The following is a 17,904-nucleotide window of genomic DNA, read 5'->3' as shown; positions in this document are numbered from 1 at the left end:
TTTTGCCGTTGTTTCCGGGCTACCCGGCCGCGGGCGCTTCAACAACGGCACTTTTGCCGTTGTTCACCCCACCTCCGGCTGCCGAAGCCTCAATTACCATAGCTGATCGTCGGAGAAAGAATAAATCACCTCATAACGATAAACTCTACTGCCGCTTTTAGTAGACACAGGTCTGAGTCTCCCCTTCGCACAAAGAGCCTGCAGCGTATTTCGAACCGTCCGCAGGTTAATCCCAAGCTCCTTGCCCAGGTCAACCGGACGGATCATTCCATCCCTGGAGACAGCAAGCCGGATCATCTCCCGCTCCAAACGAGTAAATTGCCCCACAACATTGATCCCGCTTATAAAAGGAGCCACTAGGGACCTAATGAGCGAAATTGTAAGCTGCGGACTACCATCGAGATCGTCATAGGGAATTGAAACTACCCGATATCCGGCAATTTGCAGAAATGTTTCCCGGTTAAGCTCCTGCCGGTACCGCGTACGGTCCATGTTCTGCACATGCGGGCCGTAGCCCTTTACTTCGAACGCAAACTTTACCTGCCCCGGCTTCCAGACAAAATCCACAAAATAAGGTCTCCCTCGCCAATCTGCGACCTCATATTCGGGGTGAAGGTTTTGTAGCGATCCCATCAAAGGCCACCATACCTTCTCTAAAAACATGCGCTCTCCGTGTCCATGCCCACGCTCCAAGCGATCTCTTCTTTCCCCCTTTCTGCGGTCCGTGTGGCCCTTGAGCCAAATACTGTATTCTTCTTGAAATCCCATAACATGCAATCTCCTTCCCGTGAACGCAAAAAAGTCCCGCACCCATGAATTCATGAGTACGGGACGTGCTTCGTCCTTATTTAAAATCAGTATAGTGAATACTTGCAGCCTATGTCAATGAACATGCCGTGTGAACAAACTTTGATCCGTCTGAACTTGATCCTGCAACAGCAATTGATCCGCCCCGTTGCCATGTACACAGCAGCCATATGCCACTTACTATTGTGCTTTGCGGCTTCCGGTGTGCTGTTTGCCGCTTACTTTGTGGTTCGCTGCTTACTGTTTGTGGTCCGCTGCTTACTGTTTGTGGTTCGCCGCTTACTGTTTGTGCTTCGCCGCTTACTATTTGTGCTTTGCGCTTACTGTTTGCTGTTTGCCGCATACTGTTCGCGCCTCAACGCTTCATATTTGCGCTTTTCTCTCTACATTTTGAGCAGCTCACGGATATCCTCTTCAGACAATCGGGAGGCCTTGTTCTCGCCTGATTCAATGATTTCTTCGATCAGATTCTTTTTGCGCTGCTGCAATTCCAGAATCTTCTCTTCAATCGTCCCTTCCGTTATCATACGGATCACCTGTACCACATTGCGCTGGCCCATCCGGTGGGCACGCCCAACCGCTTGTTCCTCCACCGCAGGATTCCACCACAGATCATATAAAATAACCGTATCCGCCCCCGTCAGATTCAGTCCGGTTCCCCCTGCTTTGAGTGAAATCAGGAAAATCTCCCCTTCTCCTTCATTAAAACGGCGGCATAGCTCGACACGCTCCCCGGCTGGCGTGGATCCATCCAGATAAAATGGAGTAACCCCGGAAGCGGCAAGACTTTCATGTATCAATTGCAGCATGCTTGAAAATTGGGAGAACACGAGCATTCTTTTACCGGAAGCACGACACTCCTCTATCAATTCCAGCAATTGGTCAAGCTTACCGGAGCCTCCCGTATAGTTCTCTACAAAAAGAGTAGGATGGCAGCAAAGCTGCCGCAAGCGGGTGATGCCCGCCAATATTTTCATCCGGCTTTTTTGAAATCCTTCGGCCTGCAAATCCTGCGCTGTATCTTCACGAAGCTTGGACAAATAGGCCAGATAGAGCTGTTTCTGCTCCAGCTCTGAGCGCTGAAGCGTCTCGATACGGTCCGGCAATTCCTCCAGCACATCCTTTTTCAGCCTGCGCAAAATAAACGGTGCAACGATACTCGAAATGCGGTCTGCCGGGAGCTGCCTGAACGATTGCCGGCCGGAGAAGAGGAGCGGGGACACCGTGCCGATAATAGATTCCAGCTCATCAATAGAATTCTCGATAGGTGTTCCTGTCAGAGCAAATTTTCTTGCGGCTTTAATGGATTTTACTGCCTGTGCTGTCTGGGAAGCGGCATTTTTGACCGCCTGGGCCTCATCGAGTATCAACGTATGAAAGCTGCAATTCGCTCCGCTCCTCCTTCTGCCCGGCGGCTACCAGAACCTTAACCTCTGGAGCTGAGCAGGTTGTTTCTTCAAGATAGAATCAAGTATTAGGTCAATATCAATGGGATTCGATTGTACCGGGTGCCGAGGCTGATCCTTAACTATATCCTTCTGCCCAAGTCTGGAAATGGCAACAAGCGTTGCCGCCACATGTTTGCAGGAGCCGTAGTCCTCAAAGGCAGGGCAGGTGCAGTCAGAATCGACTATAAATGCTTCTTCATCAAACTCAATCCTCACCTCATATGACTTGCTTCCCTTTACCTCAGCGGTATAGCAGTTCTCCATTTCATCGTACACCAGATTACGGACACGGCCGGCTTCATAATAGTTCTTGCCGCGCTTATAAAAAGTATCTCCGCAGGTATCCCTTATGTCTCTCAAAGTAATAAAAATCATAATCGCCCTCTTTCATTCCTTGGCAACTCTCAAGTCGACAAAAACTTCCGCGCATCCGGCGAGAGGCCGGAGAGGTTCTGATCCCCGCTGGTGATGACATAGGTGCCTTCCAGAATAGAGTCGGGCGGGCGGTCCCGCACCTCCTTGGGGGAGAGGCCGTATCTGGCCTTGAACACCTTGTGAAAATAGGAGTAGGTGCCGAAACCGCAGCTTCCGGCGATATTTTCCAGCCCCAGGTCGGTATAGCGGATCCGCTCCAGGGCATTGGACAATCTGATCTCCTGGGTATAGTGAATGATCGTGTAGCCCGTCAGTTTTTTAAAAAGATGCACCGCACGGGAGACACTCAGCCCGGCAGCCGCGGCAACCTCCTCCACCCGCAGCGGGCGCAGGGCATGCTCGTTAATGTACCGCTGCATCAGCAGCACCAATTCATTGGAACGCACCTGCGGGTCCTGCCGGGAATCCGATTCCTCCGAAAGCCGGTCCAGCGACAGGCACAAGGCGCACAGCAGATGCCGGATCAGCTCGGGATTGCCCTGCACAATCCGGTGCTGCTCGATGCTGAGCTGCTGCCATAAGGATAGCATTCCGGCATCCAGGTGGATCCGCTGCCGGATCGTACGGGGGCGGGCCTTCCACCACTGTTCGATCCACGAGCCTTCGCAGAGCAGATAATAATCCCCGCTTTCAATCTTTCCGTCCATGGCCTCAACCTCTAAATGATAAAGCTCGCCAGGGGGATAGATCAGCAGATCTCCGGGTTCAATGACTTTCATTTTCCCGTGCACCAGCGCTCTGCAGCTGCCCAGCACCTGGAGCCGGAACAGAAAAAAAGGCGGCGGCGTAAAGGATGTTTTAAAGGGCAGCGTATGAAATGAGTACGCGCAGGCATGCAGCCTCAGATCCATGGTCTCACCGTCCCAGCCAAATAGTAGAGGTTTTCAAGCAGATAAAACATTCTTTAATCATCAACAATTAACTATACTATAACCAAATGAAAGATAAAGCCGCAAGCTGATTCTGAAGGAGACGTTCCCGTAAATATGTTGACCCGCACCCGCAATCTTTTCCGAATTCCCAGCTATCCCGTCTTTTTGATCTGTATGATGCTGCAGGGGATGGCGATATCCATTAGCTCACCTTTTTTGGCTGTTTATTTCACAACTAAGCTTGGCGTATCCGCAGGCACCTTTGGTGTTTTTACAGCAATAACCATCATAAGCGGCGTATGGCTCAGCATGTGGATTGCCAAACGTTCCGACAGCGGGCTGAACCGTAAAAAGCTGATGGTCACCGCCATGTTTTTCAACGCGCTTGCTTTTGCCGGCTACCTCTTGATTCATGAGTTCTATGGGCTGCTGCTGTATATGGCCGTATTCACAGCTCTTGGCGCACCGGCCATGCCACAGCTGTTCGCCAGTGCGCGGGAGGCTGTCAATGCCAGCAAGTCCGCAGATCACGCTTTTGCCAATTCTACGCTTCGGTCCATGTTTTCACTCGGTTTCATTGCCGGTCCGCTGGCCGGCTCGGTTCTGATCCATTATTTCGGATTCCCGGGAATCTTCATGAGTACTGTGCTGATTTTTCTTATGAACGCCCTGCTGGTTATTATCTTTGTAAAAGCCCCTGCCGCTCCGCCGCAAACCGCGGGCAGCAAGCCGCAACAGCCGGTCAAGCTCCTTCAGAACCCCCGGGTTCTGGTTCCCTTTCTGGTATTGACACTGCTGTATTCCGGGCATTGGATCAACAACTTGAACATTTCCCTGTTTATCACGGACACCCTCGGCGGGAACACGCAGAATGTCGCATCGGTATCGAGTATTTGTGCACTGCTTGAGATCCCGCTGATGCTTGTGCTGGGCCTGCTGTCCGCCAAGTATTCCGCCCGCCTGCTCATGGTCTGGGGGATTGCGCTGGGTGCGGCTTACTACATGGTCGTGCTGTTCTCAGCTTCATTGTGGCAAATCCTCGCCGGACAGGTGCTGCTCGCCTTCTTTGTTGCGGTTATTTCCGCCATTGGCATCAGCTATATTCAGGATTTGCTCCCGGATCTGCCTGGATATGCTTCAACGCTGTATACCAACTCCACTACCATCGGAAGGCTGTTTGGAAGTCTGGCCGGAGGAGCGGCTGCGCAGTGGTTCGGGTACAGAAACGCCTATTGGGTATGCCTGCTGCTGGGAATGGTCTCTCTGGCCTTGCTTGCACTCCCCCGGCGTTCGGCGGCAGAAGAGGCAACCCGCTCAACCAGTATCACATAACAGGAGGAATTTGCGATGAAAATCATACTTGTTGACGACAAACCCCAAATGCGCAGTGAATTGAAGCTTCTGCTGGAGACGCTGCCTTTTGCATATGAAGCGATTCTGGAAGCGGCCTGTGATTCAGGAGCCATCCGGCTGATCGAACGCCATAACCCGGATATCATCGTGACGGATGCCAAGCTGCTGCTGAATGAAGCGAATGCGATGGAACGGGTGAATGCAAGCCAGACTCATGGCACAATCATTGTCACCAGCAGCTATGAATTTATCCTGGATGCCTTCTGCAAAGGGGGAATGGACACTCTGCTCAAGCCTGTTGCCAGGGAAGAGCTGAAGTATGCTGTACTTAGCGCAGCCAGCGGTATGAGGCGAGAATGCTTGTATGGCGGGCAGCCGGGGGCTGTTCCTGCGAGGTAGGGGAATGTAGGGGAAGGGCTACATAAAGAAATCACTGTGAGATTCTTTGGACATTTCCTGAAGAACAAGACAGATGATTAACAGATTAATGAAGATCATAGCAATAACCTTGGATCTCGAATTTTCCCGGGAGAATAATCGGGTGATTAGAAAACCAACGGAGATTCCTTCACCTATTAAATTAATAGGCAATATTACAAGGGAGTAGAAGGCCGGAACCATGGCATAATCCCATACGGTTCCCCCTATAACTAATGACACAATCAGTACTATGAGATGCACCCAGGGCCACAGGATAATGATCTCGCTGATCTTGCTGGAATCATGAATCATGAACCCCAGTGTAATTCCAATGCCGATTAACAAAACAAGAAATAAAGCAGAAGTTTCTAAAGGCACACTGGAATGACTGAATAACTGCCCATCAAACTTTTTGATAACACTGCGGCCGGTCATATAACTAAGGACAGTTAAAGTAACAAGCACAAAACTTAGAATAATGTTTGCTGATCGATTTCTCATATTCCTGCATTCCTCTCCGCCTCTCAATAACTATCCTTTTCATAAGAATAACTGTATCAAAAAACACGCCGCCGGAAGCAGCAGTATTTGTATGTTCCCCGATCCAATAAATCCCAAATATTTCATCGGCTGAAGTCTCACAAAAATGAATAGCTCTCCAAGTAATTCCGGCCCAGGCCGCCTTGGGCAGGCTGCGGAAGCCGGCTATAGTGGAAAAAGTGAACTTAAATCCCCACCTCTCCTTCTCCAACAATAACTTGTGGGAAAAAGTACACCTAATCCGGCCGGTTTACCCCTTTACAGGTGATTTCACTTAAATTAAGTATCCTTTTTCCAACTAAAACTTCCGGGTAATGATTTTTGAGCACATTTAGGTTCACTAATTCCACTTGAGCACACACCCCCAACGACGGTAGGCTCAATATTGCCTGTACACACAAGCAGAAACGGCTTCGCCGTCCTTTTAAGGGAGCCTCTGCTTCCGAAGCAGCGATACAGAGTATCGCCTTCAGGTACCGTTTCTGCCAAAAATAGAAGGATCATTTTTTACATAAGTATATAAATTTCGGCATATACAACAAAACCAGCCGTCACCGGCTGGTTTGCAGCAAATACTCCATACTCTTCTGCTGCGGTTACTATAATGTTCTATTTGCTGCATACCTCCATTTCTCCGGTTACACCGTCGGAATCGTCCCGCCGTCAATCACATATTCACTGCCTGTAATCGACGCCGCCCGGTCAGACACCAGGAATGCCACCAGCTCCCCAACCTCCTCCGGCAGGCCGGGACGGCCAAGGGGGATGCCGCCAAGTGAATCCATCAGCTGCTGCAGGGCAGCTTCCCGGCTTCCTGCCGCCTGGGCGATCCGGTCAATCATCGCATCCGCCGCCTTGGTCTGGATAAAACCCGGAGCCACAGTATTAATGCGGATGCCGCGCGGCGAAAATTCATTGGACAAACCTTTGCTGTAGTTGGACAGAGCCGCTTTGGCTGCGGCATAGGCCAGCGTAGTTTCATACAGCGGCAGACGTCTCTGAATAGAGGAAATATGGACGACGGCACCGGAGCCCTGCTCCAGCATCATCGGCAGCAGCCCGCGGTCCAGCCGGACAGCGGCGAGCAGATTCCAGTTCAAGGCCTGAAGCCAGTCTTCATCGGTCAGGACAAGCGCCCCGCCCGGAGGTGTACTGGAGCCTCCCACATTGTTCACCAGAATATCAATGCCGCCGAGCACTTCTTTTACCCCGTGAACAACCTTCTCCACTCCTTCAGGAGTGGCAATATCCGCCTGCACGAACAACCCCGGCTCCTGAAGCTCAGCAGGCATCGTGCGGGCCGTCGTCAGTACGGTTGCTCCGCTGCCTGCCAGTCTTTTGGCGATGGCTTCCCCCATGCCCCGGGTGCCTCCGGTCACCAGTACTCTTTTCCCTTCAAATTCATGTGATGGATCTTTATACGCTGCTGCCATTTCTGCTTCCTCCTTAGGATTGTGATGCTGCTGCGGGCACGCCCTCAATAATGATCCCGCGGTAGGTTCCGCCCCGGAGCCGATGCTGTACCGCATCCTGGTACGCGGGACTGTAATACCAGACCTTAGCCTCTTCAAAGCTGGGGAACTCAAGAATGGCCGCTCCTTCAATAGCAGGGCCCTCGATCACTTCATGGGTTCCATACACCGCAAGCGGGGTTACGGGATGGCCTGCCAGACCGCCGGGCGCTTTTTGTGAATAGATTCTGAGCTCTTCCGGATCATAGCTGTGCTCACGGATAAAAATAACATAGGCGCTCATTGCTCCCCTCCATTTCATATACAGTAAGTTGCTGTATCGCCGTGTCTGCTTGTCAGGCACAACGTTAGTTTACATCGCCTTTTTATATAAGTATAATTTATCTTATTCATCTGATTGATTACTATAATTCATATAAAATGGAGGGGCTTCTCCTGGAACTCACACAATTGGAATACTTCATTACCGTCGCCAAGCTTCAGCATATGACCAAGGCCGCTAAGGCCCTTAACCTGACCCAGCCCGCCTTAAGCCATGCCATTTCCAAGCTGGAGGATGAATTGGGGCTGCCGCTGTTTGACCGGGGCGGACGAAATATCCGGCTTAACCGTTACGGGGTGCAGTTCGCCAAGCGGGTAGAAGAGGCTCTGCGCAGCATTGAGGACGGAATGCAGGAGATCAGAGAGTGGTCCGATCCGGATACCGGCGTAATCTCCATATCCTATCTGAATATTCTCGGAGTTGATCTGGTACCTAACCTAGTCCAGGAGTACATGCAGGAGCACCCTAAGGTCCGTTTTGAATTGTTTCAGGGCAATCTAGGGGATCTGGATGAGCATTTCGGGATGGGGAGATCGGACCTGATGATTACTTCCAGGGAATCCACCGTGATGAAGCACGAATGGCTGACCATGCTGAAAGTGCCGCTGTACATCGTTGTTCCCGCCCGTCACCCCTTTGCCCGGCAGACTTCACTTAGTCTTACCAAGCTGTCCGGCGAACCTTTTGTCGGTCTCAAAAAAAACTGCGGCCTCAAAGCCACCATCACCGCCCGCTTCGACAATACCGGATTTCAGCTCGCTTCCACCTACGATGCGGAGGATCTGGTTACAGTAGCCGGCTTCATCAAAGCAGGACTCGGCGTATCTGTCCTTCCGCAAACGCCCGGGCTAATGCTGGAGGGGCTCGCCTGGATTCCGATTGCCGAGGAAGGCTGGGTATGGGAAATCGGACTCAAATGGCGAAAAGACCGCTACCTTCCGGCAGCGGTCAAAGCGTTTATTGATTTTGTTGAACAGCGGCAGGTTCATCCTGTAACAACCTGCACCCGAAACGCTTCAATACTGGCTTGATTCCCGTTAATCGTCAAGGCAACATCATAGTAGCCCCGGTCCCCGTTCGGCTTGCATTTATAATCTCCCGAGCATCCGCAGACGAAAAACTTTGTCTTGGTAAATCCCGGGTAGATATTGTTAAGCTTGCGGTAAAATAAATGCCCATGATGGGTAAATATCGCCAGCACCTTGTCTCTGGCCTTGGCAGGAATCGAAGCAAAAAATCTGCTCGTCTCAGCTCCGCTTAACACATGACTGGAGTCAACGGTAATTCCGCTCACCTTCAAAGGCCAATGAAAATCAATAATATAATCATGCTGGTCATCCAAATTCGTAAGCAGATTTATACTGGCCGGGGTGAACCGTCCAAGCGCACAATCCAGCCACACATACTTCACCCTGCCCTGTGTCCCCGGAAAATTCATCTTTCCCGAAACAGCCCCCAGATATTTGGTGAACAGATTCGCGGTACTTGCCTCCCAATTGCCTATCGAAGCTTTGTAAGGAATATTGCCCAGCGTGCCCGTCACAGTATCCTTGAAGTCTTTGTAAAAAGCATCCGCATGATTTCCGTGATCCGCACCTGCCTGCGTGTTGTCGCCTCCGAATATCACAAACCTCGGCTTCACGCCAGCAACCGCTTTGGGCAGAAGATTCTTAAATATGCTGGAGCTGTTCCCATATCCCACATGACTGTCCCCGATCACCGCAAAACGGATAATCTGGGCTTTAGCTGATGGTGTGGCTGTCCGTTTCCGTTCAGTCCTGGAGGACAGAGCTCTTTTTTTGACAGGTGAAGCCTGCTTTTTCATCGGGATCCCGCCCCTCTCTATGGATTAACAATATGTAATAGTATGTATATTCAATACCAAGTTACATATCTTGGACAAAGAGAAGCTAGGCCGGAGAAAATAACAGCCAGCAGCTATATTCCTATGCTCCGGGAGTTCTGCTTCCCGGCAAGCTCACTTTCTGCAGAAACTGTTCAATTTGCTCCATATACCCGTTGACCGTGATTTGTCTTGGTGCGAACAGGCTGATAAGCACGGCACGCAGCTTGGAACCGGCGGTTCGGGTGGACAGCATGGAATGCTCGGTATCCGGGAAGACCTTAACCGTGAGCAAGGATGGACTCACATTGTGGCGGTATACCTGTTCCGTTTCCTTCCAGTCTACATTCACATCCTCATCGCCCAGCAGCAGGAGCACAGGAGTTTTGAAGCGGTGCAGACCGGCGGTCGCGTCGGCCCGGAAGTTCTTGCTCACAAAAGTCCAGCGTTCCCGGGACATGACATCCCCCTTATGTGCGGCTTGTGCATATTCCTCATACGTTGCGCCCCTTTTCAAAAGCTCCTTTACTTGCTGTTCATACGCTGCCTGTGCGGAAATTTCATCCCCGGAGTATCCTTCCTTTGCCATCTGCCTGCGTGTATTATACTCGCCCTGGGTCAGCCAGTTGATCGCCGGAGATACCAGAATACTGAAGGCAAGCGGCTCCTTCCCCGCAAGCTTCGGAATTACCCATCCGGCCTGGCTGGCTCCCCACACCCCAATCCGCGAAGGATCAATCATCGGCTGTGTTCTGGCCCAGGCCAGCGCCTGGCGCGCTTCGTCTACCCGGTCATCGATGCTCTGGTCGAGCCAATTCCCTGCGGAGCCGCCAATACCTCTCTTGTTCAGCGACAGCGAAGCATAACCTTGCTTAGCAAGCATCTCCCATAGCGGCTTATAGCCGTCATCATGGGAAGCATTAACCGCTCCATCACCGTGAATGAACAGCACAAGCCCCAGCTTGCCGGACACCTCCTTGGGCAGGACAAGCGTGCCGGTTAATTTGCCCTGCGGAGAGGGAATTTCAATGGACCGCTCCTCCATATCAAAAGTGTTCTGCTCCAATACATAGAGCACCGCACCTGCACAGATGAGCATTAAAACGATAAGCGTGAGTTTTATTTTTCTTTTCATAAAAGCTCCTCTTGTTTAGATACCCGATTTGCTTGCTGCAGTGGCAGGACCATATACTCCCATCTCCATTCATGAAAAAGAAGAAACCTCACCAAACTGCGCTCTTCCGCCTGTGTGCGGAAGGAGATTTGTTCATACAGGCGCTTTGCGCCTGGATTATGCCCGGAGACATGCAGGCTCAGCACGTTCAGGTGTGGATCACTGCTGGCATAATGCTGTACCCAATGCAGCAGCTGCTTGCCTACCCCCTTCCCGCGGGCCGCCGGATGCACGGACAAATCCGCGATATAACATTCTCCCTCCTGCGGCTTATGGTCCAAAAAGTGCAAGGCTGTCAACAGCTTGAACATCTTCCGTCTTTCATCCCGGGTGATGACTGGTTTATGGTCCTCCCCTGCCAAAAGGCCAGCTCCAGCTTTCCGTTTGAGGCATAGTGTACCGATGACTTCCCCTTCCCGAAGCGCCACCAGCCTTTGGCTCGCCGGTTCTTCCGGAAAAGCATCCAGCAGCTGTTCAAACAAAGCTGCCAGCCCGCCCGGCTCAAGCCTTGTCAATGGATAAAACTTGCTATAGAACGCTTCCACAAGCAAATGGCTAACCTGCCGGTTGTACTCCGCCTGCATTGGTGCAATGATGACGTGTGCTTGCTTCATACGGTTTCGATCCGCTGCAGCAGCTCATAATGAAGCCTGTCCTGGCTGAACAGGGAAAGGTATGATTTCTCAATGAGTACAAGAGGTCCTGTCATATGAAGGGTTTTATCTGCTGCATACGAACTGAATTGCTCCATCCGCCGCTTCAGTTCATCTTCATGGGCTGCGGGAAACTGGGAGGACAGATAATCTCCTGCTGGCAGCAGCAGACTGGCTTCCTCCGTGGCTTCCGTGCAGAGGACAGCAGGACCTTCCCCCTCGAACACATAATGAATATCTGCTTCGAACAGGTTGAGACCGGGACCCGCTTGACCGGCAAGCTGTCTGGCCTCCAGTACATTCTGTGAGCTGAGCCCGAACCAGCGCCGCAAATTCACAGCCTCCCGCCGCTTGACCCGGTAAGCCTCCATCTCTTGACCGAAGTCCCGGTGCTCCTGAAGCACCTTGCCTATGAACAGCTGAAGCTGCTGGAGCCGCAGAATCTCCGCATGCGTATTCTCCAAAGAGGTCTGAAGCATTTGCCGGACCTGGTCCGGGCCAAAGCCCGTCATGCATTCTTTGACTGCCTGAACCGGCAGCCCCAGCTTCCGCAGCAGCAAGATATGGGCCAGCTGATAGATCTCATGCATACTGTACATCCGGTACTGGTTGTCGCCAATATAAGCAGGCTGAAGCAAACCCTTTTCCTCGAAATAGCGGATCTGGTGCACCGACACATCCATAAGCTTAGCCAGCTCACTGATGGTAATCTCATTTCTCACGTCTCCTCACTCCTTCCCCGGGATGCATCTTTAAGATACACCTTAGGTCTGGCCTAAGGTCAACGCCATTTTCTCAGAATAATTTAGATTTCTTCCGTTGTGTTCCGCCGTTGTGGATTTCAGTTTAGCGTTGCCTGGAGAAGCCTATATGAATCCTTCAGCCATCCCAAGTGGAAAAAAGATAACTAATCTTGCTCATTTCACCCCTGATGAGGTAAAACGGCCTAATTAAGTTCCCTTTTTCCACTTCAATCTCACAATTGCTGATTTTGGGGAGAAATAAGCTCCCTTTTTCCAACTAGCCACTGCTTACCTGCTTCGTTGCAAGCACTATTTAGAAAAAGACTCCACAAGGTTATCAACTTTCGACTGATTGGGTGAACTCTGTTGAAGGCCTCCCTGTTATTTATCATCTGGTTTCATGATTCTCCATTTTTCACATTGTATAGTCTAGACCAACCAACGAAAAGACCCTTATCCCCTTACACTTATCCTCAACTGAAAAAACACATAATTACCTATACAATAAAAAAGGGCATGCCTACCGGATCCTTCCGGTGAACATGTCCCAACAGTCCGGCTATGCAGATATGCAGCGTATAGTCCATCAATAGTGCGGCCATGGCGGCATGGATCTTCAGCAGCCATGCAGGCAATGCAGGCAATGCGGGCAGGCCATTTGCAGCACACTGAGCGATTACAATGAATAATCATCCGGCTGCATTCCCTGCAGCCAGCTTGTGTCTTACAGCCGCAGCAGCTCCGATCGCTCCAGCCTGGCTGCCCAAGGCTGCCTGCCTGATGGTCAATGGATTATGAGGGTTGCTTCATTTAATTATTACAAAGATTCTGCCTTGATCAGGCCATATAAAATAATATCACTCATAGCCTTGATGCCGGATTCGAAGCTGACCTGATGGCCCGCAATAAACTCATAGTCCAGCAGCTTTTTCAGTGTCTCATTCAGCATAAGCTTGAGAATGACGGTGTCCACCTTGTGCAGCTCGCCACGGTTCATCCCTTCCTCCACCAGTTCAATAGCACCGTCCCAAATCATATCCAGGTGATGATTCACCTTCTCGTAGAGCCGGGGATAATACCGCTGAAAGTCATCCATGTGCCGGATAATCGTGCCTATCGAATAGGCGTCGGGAATATTCTGAAAATAAAGCCTCATTTTCTCCTGAATAGGGAGCGCTGCATTTTCCAGAATTTCTGTATCCGATTGGATAATCTGCGAAAAGACGAAATCAATCGTTTTCTCTATCATTTCATCTTTACTCGAAAAGTAGGTATACACGGTGCGTTTACTCGTGCCCAGTTCTCTCGCCAGGTCCTCCGTGGTAAACCGCGTGCCTTTGGCTCCAAAACATTTCAAAATTTTCAAATAGACCTGGTCGTCCATGTTCTTGCCAGTCCACCCTTCATCTATATAAGTTGAACTTTAGTTTTACATTGTGGGGTATAGACGTCACTGCGGGGAATGTTTGGACTTCCAGCCGCTGTTGTCCCCAGATTTCTTATATTGAATCGCCTTTGGCGGTTGAAATCCGGTGACAAAGGCGGACGCTGCCGCTCTTCCAGTTCCAAACTTCCCCTCCGCACTTTTACCCTTTTTATGAATTTTTCAAGTTCAACTTATATCTTACCGTCTACACCTGAATTCTCAGGTAAGGATACGCGGAAGGGGTTTTACCATACGGTACAGATAATACGGTTTGTTCTCTATGGAATCAGTAATCCGGTATCCCAGCCGCTCATACAGCTTGATGGCCCGGAAGTTCTCTTGCCTGACGGTCAGGGAGCATTTGCCGTAGTTGTTTAATCTGGCTTTGTCCTCTGCATGCTGAATTAATTTGGAACCTGCCCCGTATCCCCGGCTTTCCGGCAATGCAGCCAATGCCCCGATATGGTATTCATCCGCTCTTCCCTCCTTCAAGCTTACCATAGACCACAGCTCCTGCAAATGCAGCAGAGAATGCTTGATAAGCTTCCATTTACGCAGTTTGATTAGCTCCCGGGCGGTGGGCCAAGCCAGCTTATCCATCACAGATACCGGGTAGCAGGAGATAATTCCAATCGTTCTGTTATCCAACCTTGCTTCAAAAGCATATTGATGGCTGAAACGGTTTTTTCCGAGAACCCATAATTGTTGCAGGGTGTTCTCAATTAATGCTTTATCTGCCGTTCCGATCACCGGATAGGCCATATAATCCAGTGCCATCCCCAGGAGTCTGCCTCCTGACGCCGATTTGGGGTTGCCGTGTGTGATTGAAATATGATCCATATATAAGCTCCTTCCGATTCATATTGGTACTTAAATAGTTTTTATAGTACCAAAATACCCGAAGCCCTGCCTTTTGTCAAACAAAGCCGGTTTCACGGATCACATCAAGAATTCACATCAGGTCTGCAATGTTTCTTGTTACGTCCAATCATCCAACTGTCAAAGCACATAATTTATTACTGACCAAATATATGTTAAGGAGCTGAGTACCGTGGCCCAGATTCTCGATTTCAGTAAAAGCGTTGCCGCCAGCTTCAGCCAATCGATCTCGATTCCCATTGTTGCTTCGCCTTCGAGCAATACGCTCGCCCAATTCGGTTTGACAACCGGGACAGGCGGAAATGTATGGCTTGATGCTTCAGTCGGCACCCAGACCACCCTGGGCAGTCCGGATTTACTGTTCACCATTTTACGGGGAAGCACGGCCATTTTTTCAATTACGGCCAGTGCGCTAAGTGCCAATCAGTTTGATCCGATCAGCTTCTCTTTTGTGGACAGTGGTTTGACTGCAGGATATTTTGCCTATACCCTTACCGTTTCTCAGGTCAATTCAGCTGTCCTGAACAGTGCAAATCTGGTAGGTCCCGTGTTGTTCTCGGGCCTTTCTCTGGTGTGACCGCCATGCCGCAGATTATTGATATTGGTAAAAGCATCCCGTCCAGCTTCTCCCAGTCCACCTCTTTATCCGTTTTAGCTGTGCCGAGCAGCCTGATTCTGGGGCAATTCGGATTAAATGTCTCCACTGGCGGATCAGTCTTGCTGGGAGCTACAATCGGCCTGCAGAATACCGGCAGCAACCCGCCCGATGTGATCTTCACGATCGTGCGCAATGCGGTGGCGATCAGCAGCTTCCGTTCCAGTAGTACCGCTGCCAATGCGTTTGATGCAGTCAAATTATCTTATGTAGATTCAGGACTTGCTTCCGGCTACTATGCTTATTCCATAACTGCCTCTTCTGTATCGGGCGGAAATCTTCCCAACATTATCGGACCTATTGTATTTACTGGCCTGTCCATTCTTTAAGCCCCGCAGAGGGAGCTTCGCCCTCCCTCTGTAATCATACATATTCTGGAATTCCGGCATAGGACAAAATCGCTCCACATACGTTTTACTAAACGTCGTCAACCAAGGCCGGAAGGAGTTCATGCCATGCCTTTTACAACGGGAGCGGTGTACAATCCCCCAACAGGCTCCACCCATTTGGACCGGATCCAGATCTCCTGCTTGAACGATTCCATAGTTTCCCCCATTAACCTCACCTTGCAGATTTTTCATTTCCGGGGAGCAAGCTTCACACGTGTTGCTGTCGGAGAAACCCTTTTCCAGCTCAATCCCCAGCAGCTTGTTGTCCAGACCTATTCAGTTACTCTTGCCGATTACTATGAGGTCCAGGTCAATTTCTACAGCGCGGTTAACACCATCATTAACATCTTTGCGCTTGATGCAAGCGGGAACATTCTGGACCGGATTCTGCAGCCTGAACTTACATATTTTGACCGCTTATCCATTATTTCTACCTAAAATGAGGTGATCCATTGGCTAACGTCAACATTACTGCCGCTTTGCCGGGGAATCATATCGAGCCCTCGATAGCGGTAAGTACGCTGGACCCGAATGTTATGTGTGTCGTGGCCGTTGAAGACAGTTCAGGAACTGCATTAACAGGCTTCTATCGTTCAATCGACGGTGGAGTGACCTGGTCAAATACCGTTCTGCCGCAAGCGCCAGGATATATGAGTGCAGAAGCGCCAACGATCGATTATACGTTTCCCAACACGTTCATCGTGGCGGTTCACTTTTTCAATGAATTCCGGGACGGGACAATTGCCACCTATACCTCTTTTGACAACGGGCTTACGTTCAATCCTCCGGTCATTGCACAGCAAGGCTACGGCTTATACGTTCACAACGATGAGCCTTTTATCGCGGTTGACCGCTCGCCCTCCAGCCCGTTCATTGGAAATGCTTATATAGGATATACGCCACTTTATGATCTGGCTTTGAATTCGGCCATCTTTTTCCAGCGTTCTCTAGACAAGGGGCTCAGTTGGGAACGTCCGCTGCGAATATCCGATCCCAGAGGACAGCTTAACCGCGCTGCTCTGGCTGTAGGACTCGCGGGAGAGGTGTATGCCGGTTATATTCAGCTTCGTTCCAATCTTCCCACGTATGCATTTATCAGAGCTTCCCTGGATGGCGGAATCACCTTCAACCCTCCAGTGACCCGGGGAGCTACGTTCATCGCCAGCACGGTTCCCGTGCCTAGTCCCCTGCCTGTGCCCAATTATGCGTTCCGGGTGCAGACGAACCTCAGCTTAGGAACCGACATTTCCGCCGGGCAGTTCGGGGGGTTTGTGTATGCGGTCTGGAATGATTTCCGCCTGGGCTATGCAGATGTCTTTTTTTCCCGTTCTCCGGATGGGTTGCTGTGGTCCACACCCGTTAACATCACAGGAGCACCGGCAGGCTCACAGAACTTCTCCCCTTCCATTACCGTCTCCCCCTCCAACGGAACCATACGGGTGATCTATTACACCAACCGGGTGGACGGATTTCTTCTGGATGTTTTTGCTGCCGAGTCTTTCAATGCCGGCGTCTCCTTCGCCAACCGGCGGATATCCGACGTTTCCACCAATCCGAATGGGAACTCTCCCACACCGGTTGTGCTGATCGGCGACTACATCACTGCAGCCACCAAGTTCCCGGATACGCTGGCTGCTGTCTGGAACGATTCGCGGCTTGGCAAGCAGGATATCATTTTCGGAACTTAAGGACATTCACATTATTTTTTTGCATCCAGGACATACTATGCAGCAAGTAGAAACGGCTGCGCCGCCCTTTTGAAGGCGCGGGCTTTCTAAAATTGAAGATAAAAGGAGCATGTGTATGTCTGGGATTTTAGGCGGAAATGCAAAAGATGAACCGATGCATTATGGAGAAATTTATAATGTCTGGCAGGCTTCGATGGTCGCAAAAGGTGCTATTTCCTTTTATCGTGCCTTTCTGAATCATGCGGGTGACCATGATCTGAAAAAAATCCTGAGCTCATTAATTGATCAGGCTGAACTGGAAGTAAGCGAATGCGACAAATTATTGACTGACAACGGTATTGGCACTGCTCCGGCGCTGCCCGACAGACCCCAGGCCAAGCTCGAAGATATTCCCGTAGGGGCAAGATTTACAGATCCTGAAATTGCCGCCAAAATTGCCGCGGACGTCGCCACTTCATTGGTGGCCTGCAGCCAGGCGATGGGACAAAGCATCCGTGAGGATGTCGGCGCCTTATTCGGCAAGTATCACATGACCAAAGCAGCCCTTGGCGTGAAAATTCTGAATATGCTTAAAGAAAAAGGCTGGCTTATTCCTCCGCCGCTTCAAGTCAAAAGACAAGAGACTGTGAACGCTTAAATCAGGACCAGCCCTTTCGTTTCCAGGCGGGAACAGAAAGGGCTTTGTCTTTTCTAACCGGTAATATCAACGGGAAACCTCCGTTTGTAATAATTTGTTTGCTCCCCGGAATAACGGGGTACAAGATCTTTAGCCGCCCAGTGAAATC

20 protein-coding genes and 1 pseudogene are annotated in these 17,904 nt (G+C 50.6%); 8 read left to right on the top strand and 13 right to left on the bottom strand.

The window, feature by feature from the left end:
• Positions 1-93: 93 nt before the first annotated feature.
• From BLQ82_RS23005 to BLQ82_RS22990, 4 genes and pseudogenes are all read right to left on the bottom strand, one after another.
• The gene (locus BLQ82_RS23005; protein ID WP_244280954.1) at positions 94-567 is read right to left on the bottom strand and encodes a 40S ribosomal protein S25; all 474 of its coding nucleotides are present in this window, start codon (positions 565-567) and stop codon (positions 94-96) included.
• Between the two features lie 623 nt (positions 568-1,190).
• Positions 1,191-2,189: pseudogene (locus BLQ82_RS23000) on the bottom strand (DEAD/DEAH box helicase); the annotation flags it as partial.
• Between the two features lie 33 nt (positions 2,190-2,222).
• Positions 2,223-2,630: an SWIM zinc finger family protein gene (locus BLQ82_RS22995; protein ID WP_062520937.1), complete on the bottom strand. Its 408-nt coding sequence runs from the start codon at positions 2,628-2,630 to the stop codon at positions 2,223-2,225.
• Positions 2,631-2,659: 29 nt separating this feature from the next.
• Positions 2,660-3,541, bottom strand: a complete 882-nt coding sequence (locus BLQ82_RS22990; protein ID WP_062520938.1) for a helix-turn-helix domain-containing protein — start codon at positions 3,539-3,541, stop codon at positions 2,660-2,662.
• Positions 3,542-3,676: 135 nt separating this feature from the next.
• Here BLQ82_RS22990 and BLQ82_RS22985 point away from each other — a divergent pair, with 135 nt between their 5' ends.
• Positions 3,677-4,894, top strand: coding sequence for a sugar efflux transporter (locus tag BLQ82_RS22985; RefSeq protein WP_062520939.1), 1,218 nt, complete (start codon positions 3,677-3,679; stop codon positions 4,892-4,894).
• A 15-nt stretch (positions 4,895-4,909) separates the two neighbouring features.
• Positions 4,910-5,314: a response regulator gene (locus tag BLQ82_RS22980; protein WP_062520940.1), complete on the top strand. Its 405-nt coding sequence runs from the start codon at positions 4,910-4,912 to the stop codon at positions 5,312-5,314.
• 18 nt (positions 5,315-5,332) lie between these two features.
• Here BLQ82_RS22980 and BLQ82_RS22975 read toward each other — a convergent pair whose 3' ends face one another.
• From BLQ82_RS22975 to BLQ82_RS22960, 3 genes are all read right to left on the bottom strand, one after another.
• Complete coding sequence (locus BLQ82_RS22975; protein WP_062520942.1) at positions 5,333-5,836, bottom strand: hypothetical protein; 504 nt, start codon at positions 5,834-5,836, stop codon at positions 5,333-5,335.
• Positions 5,837-6,513: 677 nt separating this feature from the next.
• Positions 6,514-7,308, bottom strand: coding sequence for an SDR family oxidoreductase (locus BLQ82_RS22965; RefSeq protein WP_062520944.1), 795 nt, complete (start codon positions 7,306-7,308; stop codon positions 6,514-6,516).
• A 13-nt stretch (positions 7,309-7,321) separates the two neighbouring features.
• Positions 7,322-7,630 carry a DUF1330 domain-containing protein gene (locus BLQ82_RS22960; protein WP_062520947.1) on the bottom strand — a complete coding sequence of 103 codons (309 nt, stop codon included), beginning with the start codon at positions 7,628-7,630 and terminating at the stop codon, positions 7,322-7,324.
• A gap of 167 nt (positions 7,631-7,797) precedes the next feature.
• On the opposite strand from BLQ82_RS22960, the gene BLQ82_RS22955 reads away from it, so the two are divergent.
• Entirely contained in the window at positions 7,798-8,700 is a 903-nt protein-coding gene (locus BLQ82_RS22955; protein WP_244280953.1) for a LysR family transcriptional regulator, read from the top strand.
• Here BLQ82_RS22955 and BLQ82_RS22950 read toward each other — a convergent pair.
• From BLQ82_RS22950 to BLQ82_RS22925, 6 genes are all read right to left on the bottom strand, one after another.
• Positions 8,655-9,494, bottom strand: coding sequence for a metallophosphoesterase family protein (locus BLQ82_RS22950; RefSeq protein WP_062520949.1), 840 nt, complete (start codon positions 9,492-9,494; stop codon positions 8,655-8,657). The genes BLQ82_RS22955 and BLQ82_RS22950 overlap by 46 nt on opposite strands.
• A 121-nt stretch (positions 9,495-9,615) precedes the next feature.
• Positions 9,616-10,647, bottom strand: coding sequence for an alpha/beta hydrolase family protein (locus BLQ82_RS22945; RefSeq protein WP_062520951.1), 1,032 nt, complete (start codon positions 10,645-10,647; stop codon positions 9,616-9,618).
• The gene (locus BLQ82_RS22940) at positions 10,644-11,300 is read right to left on the bottom strand and encodes a GNAT family N-acetyltransferase (RefSeq protein ID WP_062520953.1); all 657 of its coding nucleotides are present in this window, start codon (positions 11,298-11,300) and stop codon (positions 10,644-10,646) included. The genes BLQ82_RS22945 and BLQ82_RS22940 overlap by 4 nt, the downstream gene beginning before the upstream one ends.
• The gene (locus BLQ82_RS22935) at positions 11,297-12,061 is read right to left on the bottom strand and encodes a MerR family transcriptional regulator (RefSeq protein WP_062520954.1); all 765 of its coding nucleotides are present in this window, start codon (positions 12,059-12,061) and stop codon (positions 11,297-11,299) included. Before BLQ82_RS22935 ends, BLQ82_RS22940 begins: the two co-directional genes overlap by 4 nt.
• 838 nt (positions 12,062-12,899) lie before the next feature.
• Positions 12,900-13,466 carry a TetR/AcrR family transcriptional regulator gene (locus BLQ82_RS22930; RefSeq protein ID WP_062520955.1) on the bottom strand — a complete coding sequence of 189 codons (567 nt, stop codon included), beginning with the start codon at positions 13,464-13,466 and terminating at the stop codon, positions 12,900-12,902.
• A 261-nt stretch (positions 13,467-13,727) separates the two neighbouring features.
• A complete protein-coding gene (locus BLQ82_RS22925) occupies positions 13,728-14,348 on the bottom strand; it encodes a GNAT family N-acetyltransferase (protein WP_062520956.1) in 621 nt (206 codons plus the stop codon).
• Between the two features lie 211 nt (positions 14,349-14,559).
• Between BLQ82_RS22925 and BLQ82_RS22920 the strand changes: the two genes are divergently transcribed.
• The 5 genes from BLQ82_RS22920 to BLQ82_RS22900 all read left to right on the top strand — a co-directional run bounded on the left by BLQ82_RS22920 (position 14,560) and on the right by BLQ82_RS22900 (position 17,756).
• Complete coding sequence (locus tag BLQ82_RS22920) at positions 14,560-14,964, top strand: hypothetical protein (RefSeq protein WP_062520957.1); 405 nt, start codon at positions 14,560-14,562, stop codon at positions 14,962-14,964.
• 5 nt (positions 14,965-14,969) lie between these two features.
• Positions 14,970-15,371, top strand: coding sequence for a hypothetical protein (locus BLQ82_RS22915; RefSeq protein WP_062520958.1), 402 nt, complete (start codon positions 14,970-14,972; stop codon positions 15,369-15,371).
• A gap of 126 nt (positions 15,372-15,497) precedes the next feature.
• Positions 15,498-15,869, top strand: coding sequence for a hypothetical protein (locus BLQ82_RS22910; RefSeq protein WP_062520960.1), 372 nt, complete (start codon positions 15,498-15,500; stop codon positions 15,867-15,869).
• A gap of 14 nt (positions 15,870-15,883) precedes the next feature.
• Positions 15,884-17,119 carry a hypothetical protein gene (locus tag BLQ82_RS22905; RefSeq protein ID WP_062520962.1) on the top strand — a complete coding sequence of 412 codons (1,236 nt, stop codon included), beginning with the start codon at positions 15,884-15,886 and terminating at the stop codon, positions 17,117-17,119.
• 115 nt (positions 17,120-17,234) lie between these two features.
• Positions 17,235-17,756 carry a DUF3231 family protein gene (locus BLQ82_RS22900; RefSeq protein WP_062520964.1) on the top strand — a complete coding sequence of 174 codons (522 nt, stop codon included), beginning with the start codon at positions 17,235-17,237 and terminating at the stop codon, positions 17,754-17,756.
• The last annotated feature ends 148 nt before the right edge of the window (positions 17,757-17,904 follow it).

The sequence above is a fragment of the Paenibacillus jilunlii genome, from assembly GCF_900102965.1.
Lineage (GTDB): Bacteria > Bacillota > Bacilli > Paenibacillales > Paenibacillaceae > Paenibacillus_AQ > Paenibacillus_AQ jilunlii.
The sequence above is the reverse complement of the archived record's forward strand: the minus strand, read 5'-3'. Positions and strand labels throughout refer to the sequence as shown.

Excerpts from the sequence above, each read along its gene's own strand:
- BLQ82_RS22925 (WP_062520956.1), bottom strand. The coding sequence starts at position 14,348 with ATGGATCATATTTCAATCACACACGGCAACCCCAAATCGGCGTCAGGA.
- BLQ82_RS22985 (WP_062520939.1), top strand. The coding sequence starts at position 3,677 with ATGTTGACCCGCACCCGCAATCTTTTCCGAATTCCCAGCTATCCCGTC.
- BLQ82_RS22940 (WP_062520953.1), bottom strand. The coding sequence starts at position 11,300 with ATGAAGCAAGCACACGTCATCATTGCACCAATGCAGGCGGAGTACAAC.
- BLQ82_RS22995 (WP_062520937.1), bottom strand. The coding sequence starts at position 2,630 with ATGATTTTTATTACTTTGAGAGACATAAGGGATACCTGCGGAGATACT.
- BLQ82_RS22960 (WP_062520947.1), bottom strand. The coding sequence starts at position 7,630 with ATGAGCGCCTATGTTATTTTTATCCGTGAGCACAGCTATGATCCGGAA.
- BLQ82_RS22965 (WP_062520944.1), bottom strand. The coding sequence starts at position 7,308 with ATGGCAGCAGCGTATAAAGATCCATCACATGAATTTGAAGGGAAAAGA.
- BLQ82_RS22945 (WP_062520951.1), bottom strand. The coding sequence starts at position 10,647 with ATGAAAAGAAAAATAAAACTCACGCTTATCGTTTTAATGCTCATCTGT.
- BLQ82_RS22975 (WP_062520942.1), bottom strand. The coding sequence starts at position 5,836 with ATGAGAAATCGATCAGCAAACATTATTCTAAGTTTTGTGCTTGTTACT.
- BLQ82_RS22950 (WP_062520949.1), bottom strand. The coding sequence starts at position 9,494 with ATGAAAAAGCAGGCTTCACCTGTCAAAAAAAGAGCTCTGTCCTCCAGG.
- BLQ82_RS22900 (WP_062520964.1), top strand. The coding sequence starts at position 17,235 with ATGTCTGGGATTTTAGGCGGAAATGCAAAAGATGAACCGATGCATTAT.
- BLQ82_RS22930 (WP_062520955.1), bottom strand. The coding sequence starts at position 13,466 with ATGGACGACCAGGTCTATTTGAAAATTTTGAAATGTTTTGGAGCCAAA.
- BLQ82_RS22915 (WP_062520958.1), top strand. The coding sequence starts at position 14,970 with ATGCCGCAGATTATTGATATTGGTAAAAGCATCCCGTCCAGCTTCTCC.
- BLQ82_RS22990 (WP_062520938.1), bottom strand. The coding sequence starts at position 3,541 with ATGGATCTGAGGCTGCATGCCTGCGCGTACTCATTTCATACGCTGCCC.
- BLQ82_RS22980 (WP_062520940.1), top strand. The coding sequence starts at position 4,910 with ATGAAAATCATACTTGTTGACGACAAACCCCAAATGCGCAGTGAATTG.
- BLQ82_RS22910 (WP_062520960.1), top strand. The coding sequence starts at position 15,498 with ATGCCTTTTACAACGGGAGCGGTGTACAATCCCCCAACAGGCTCCACC.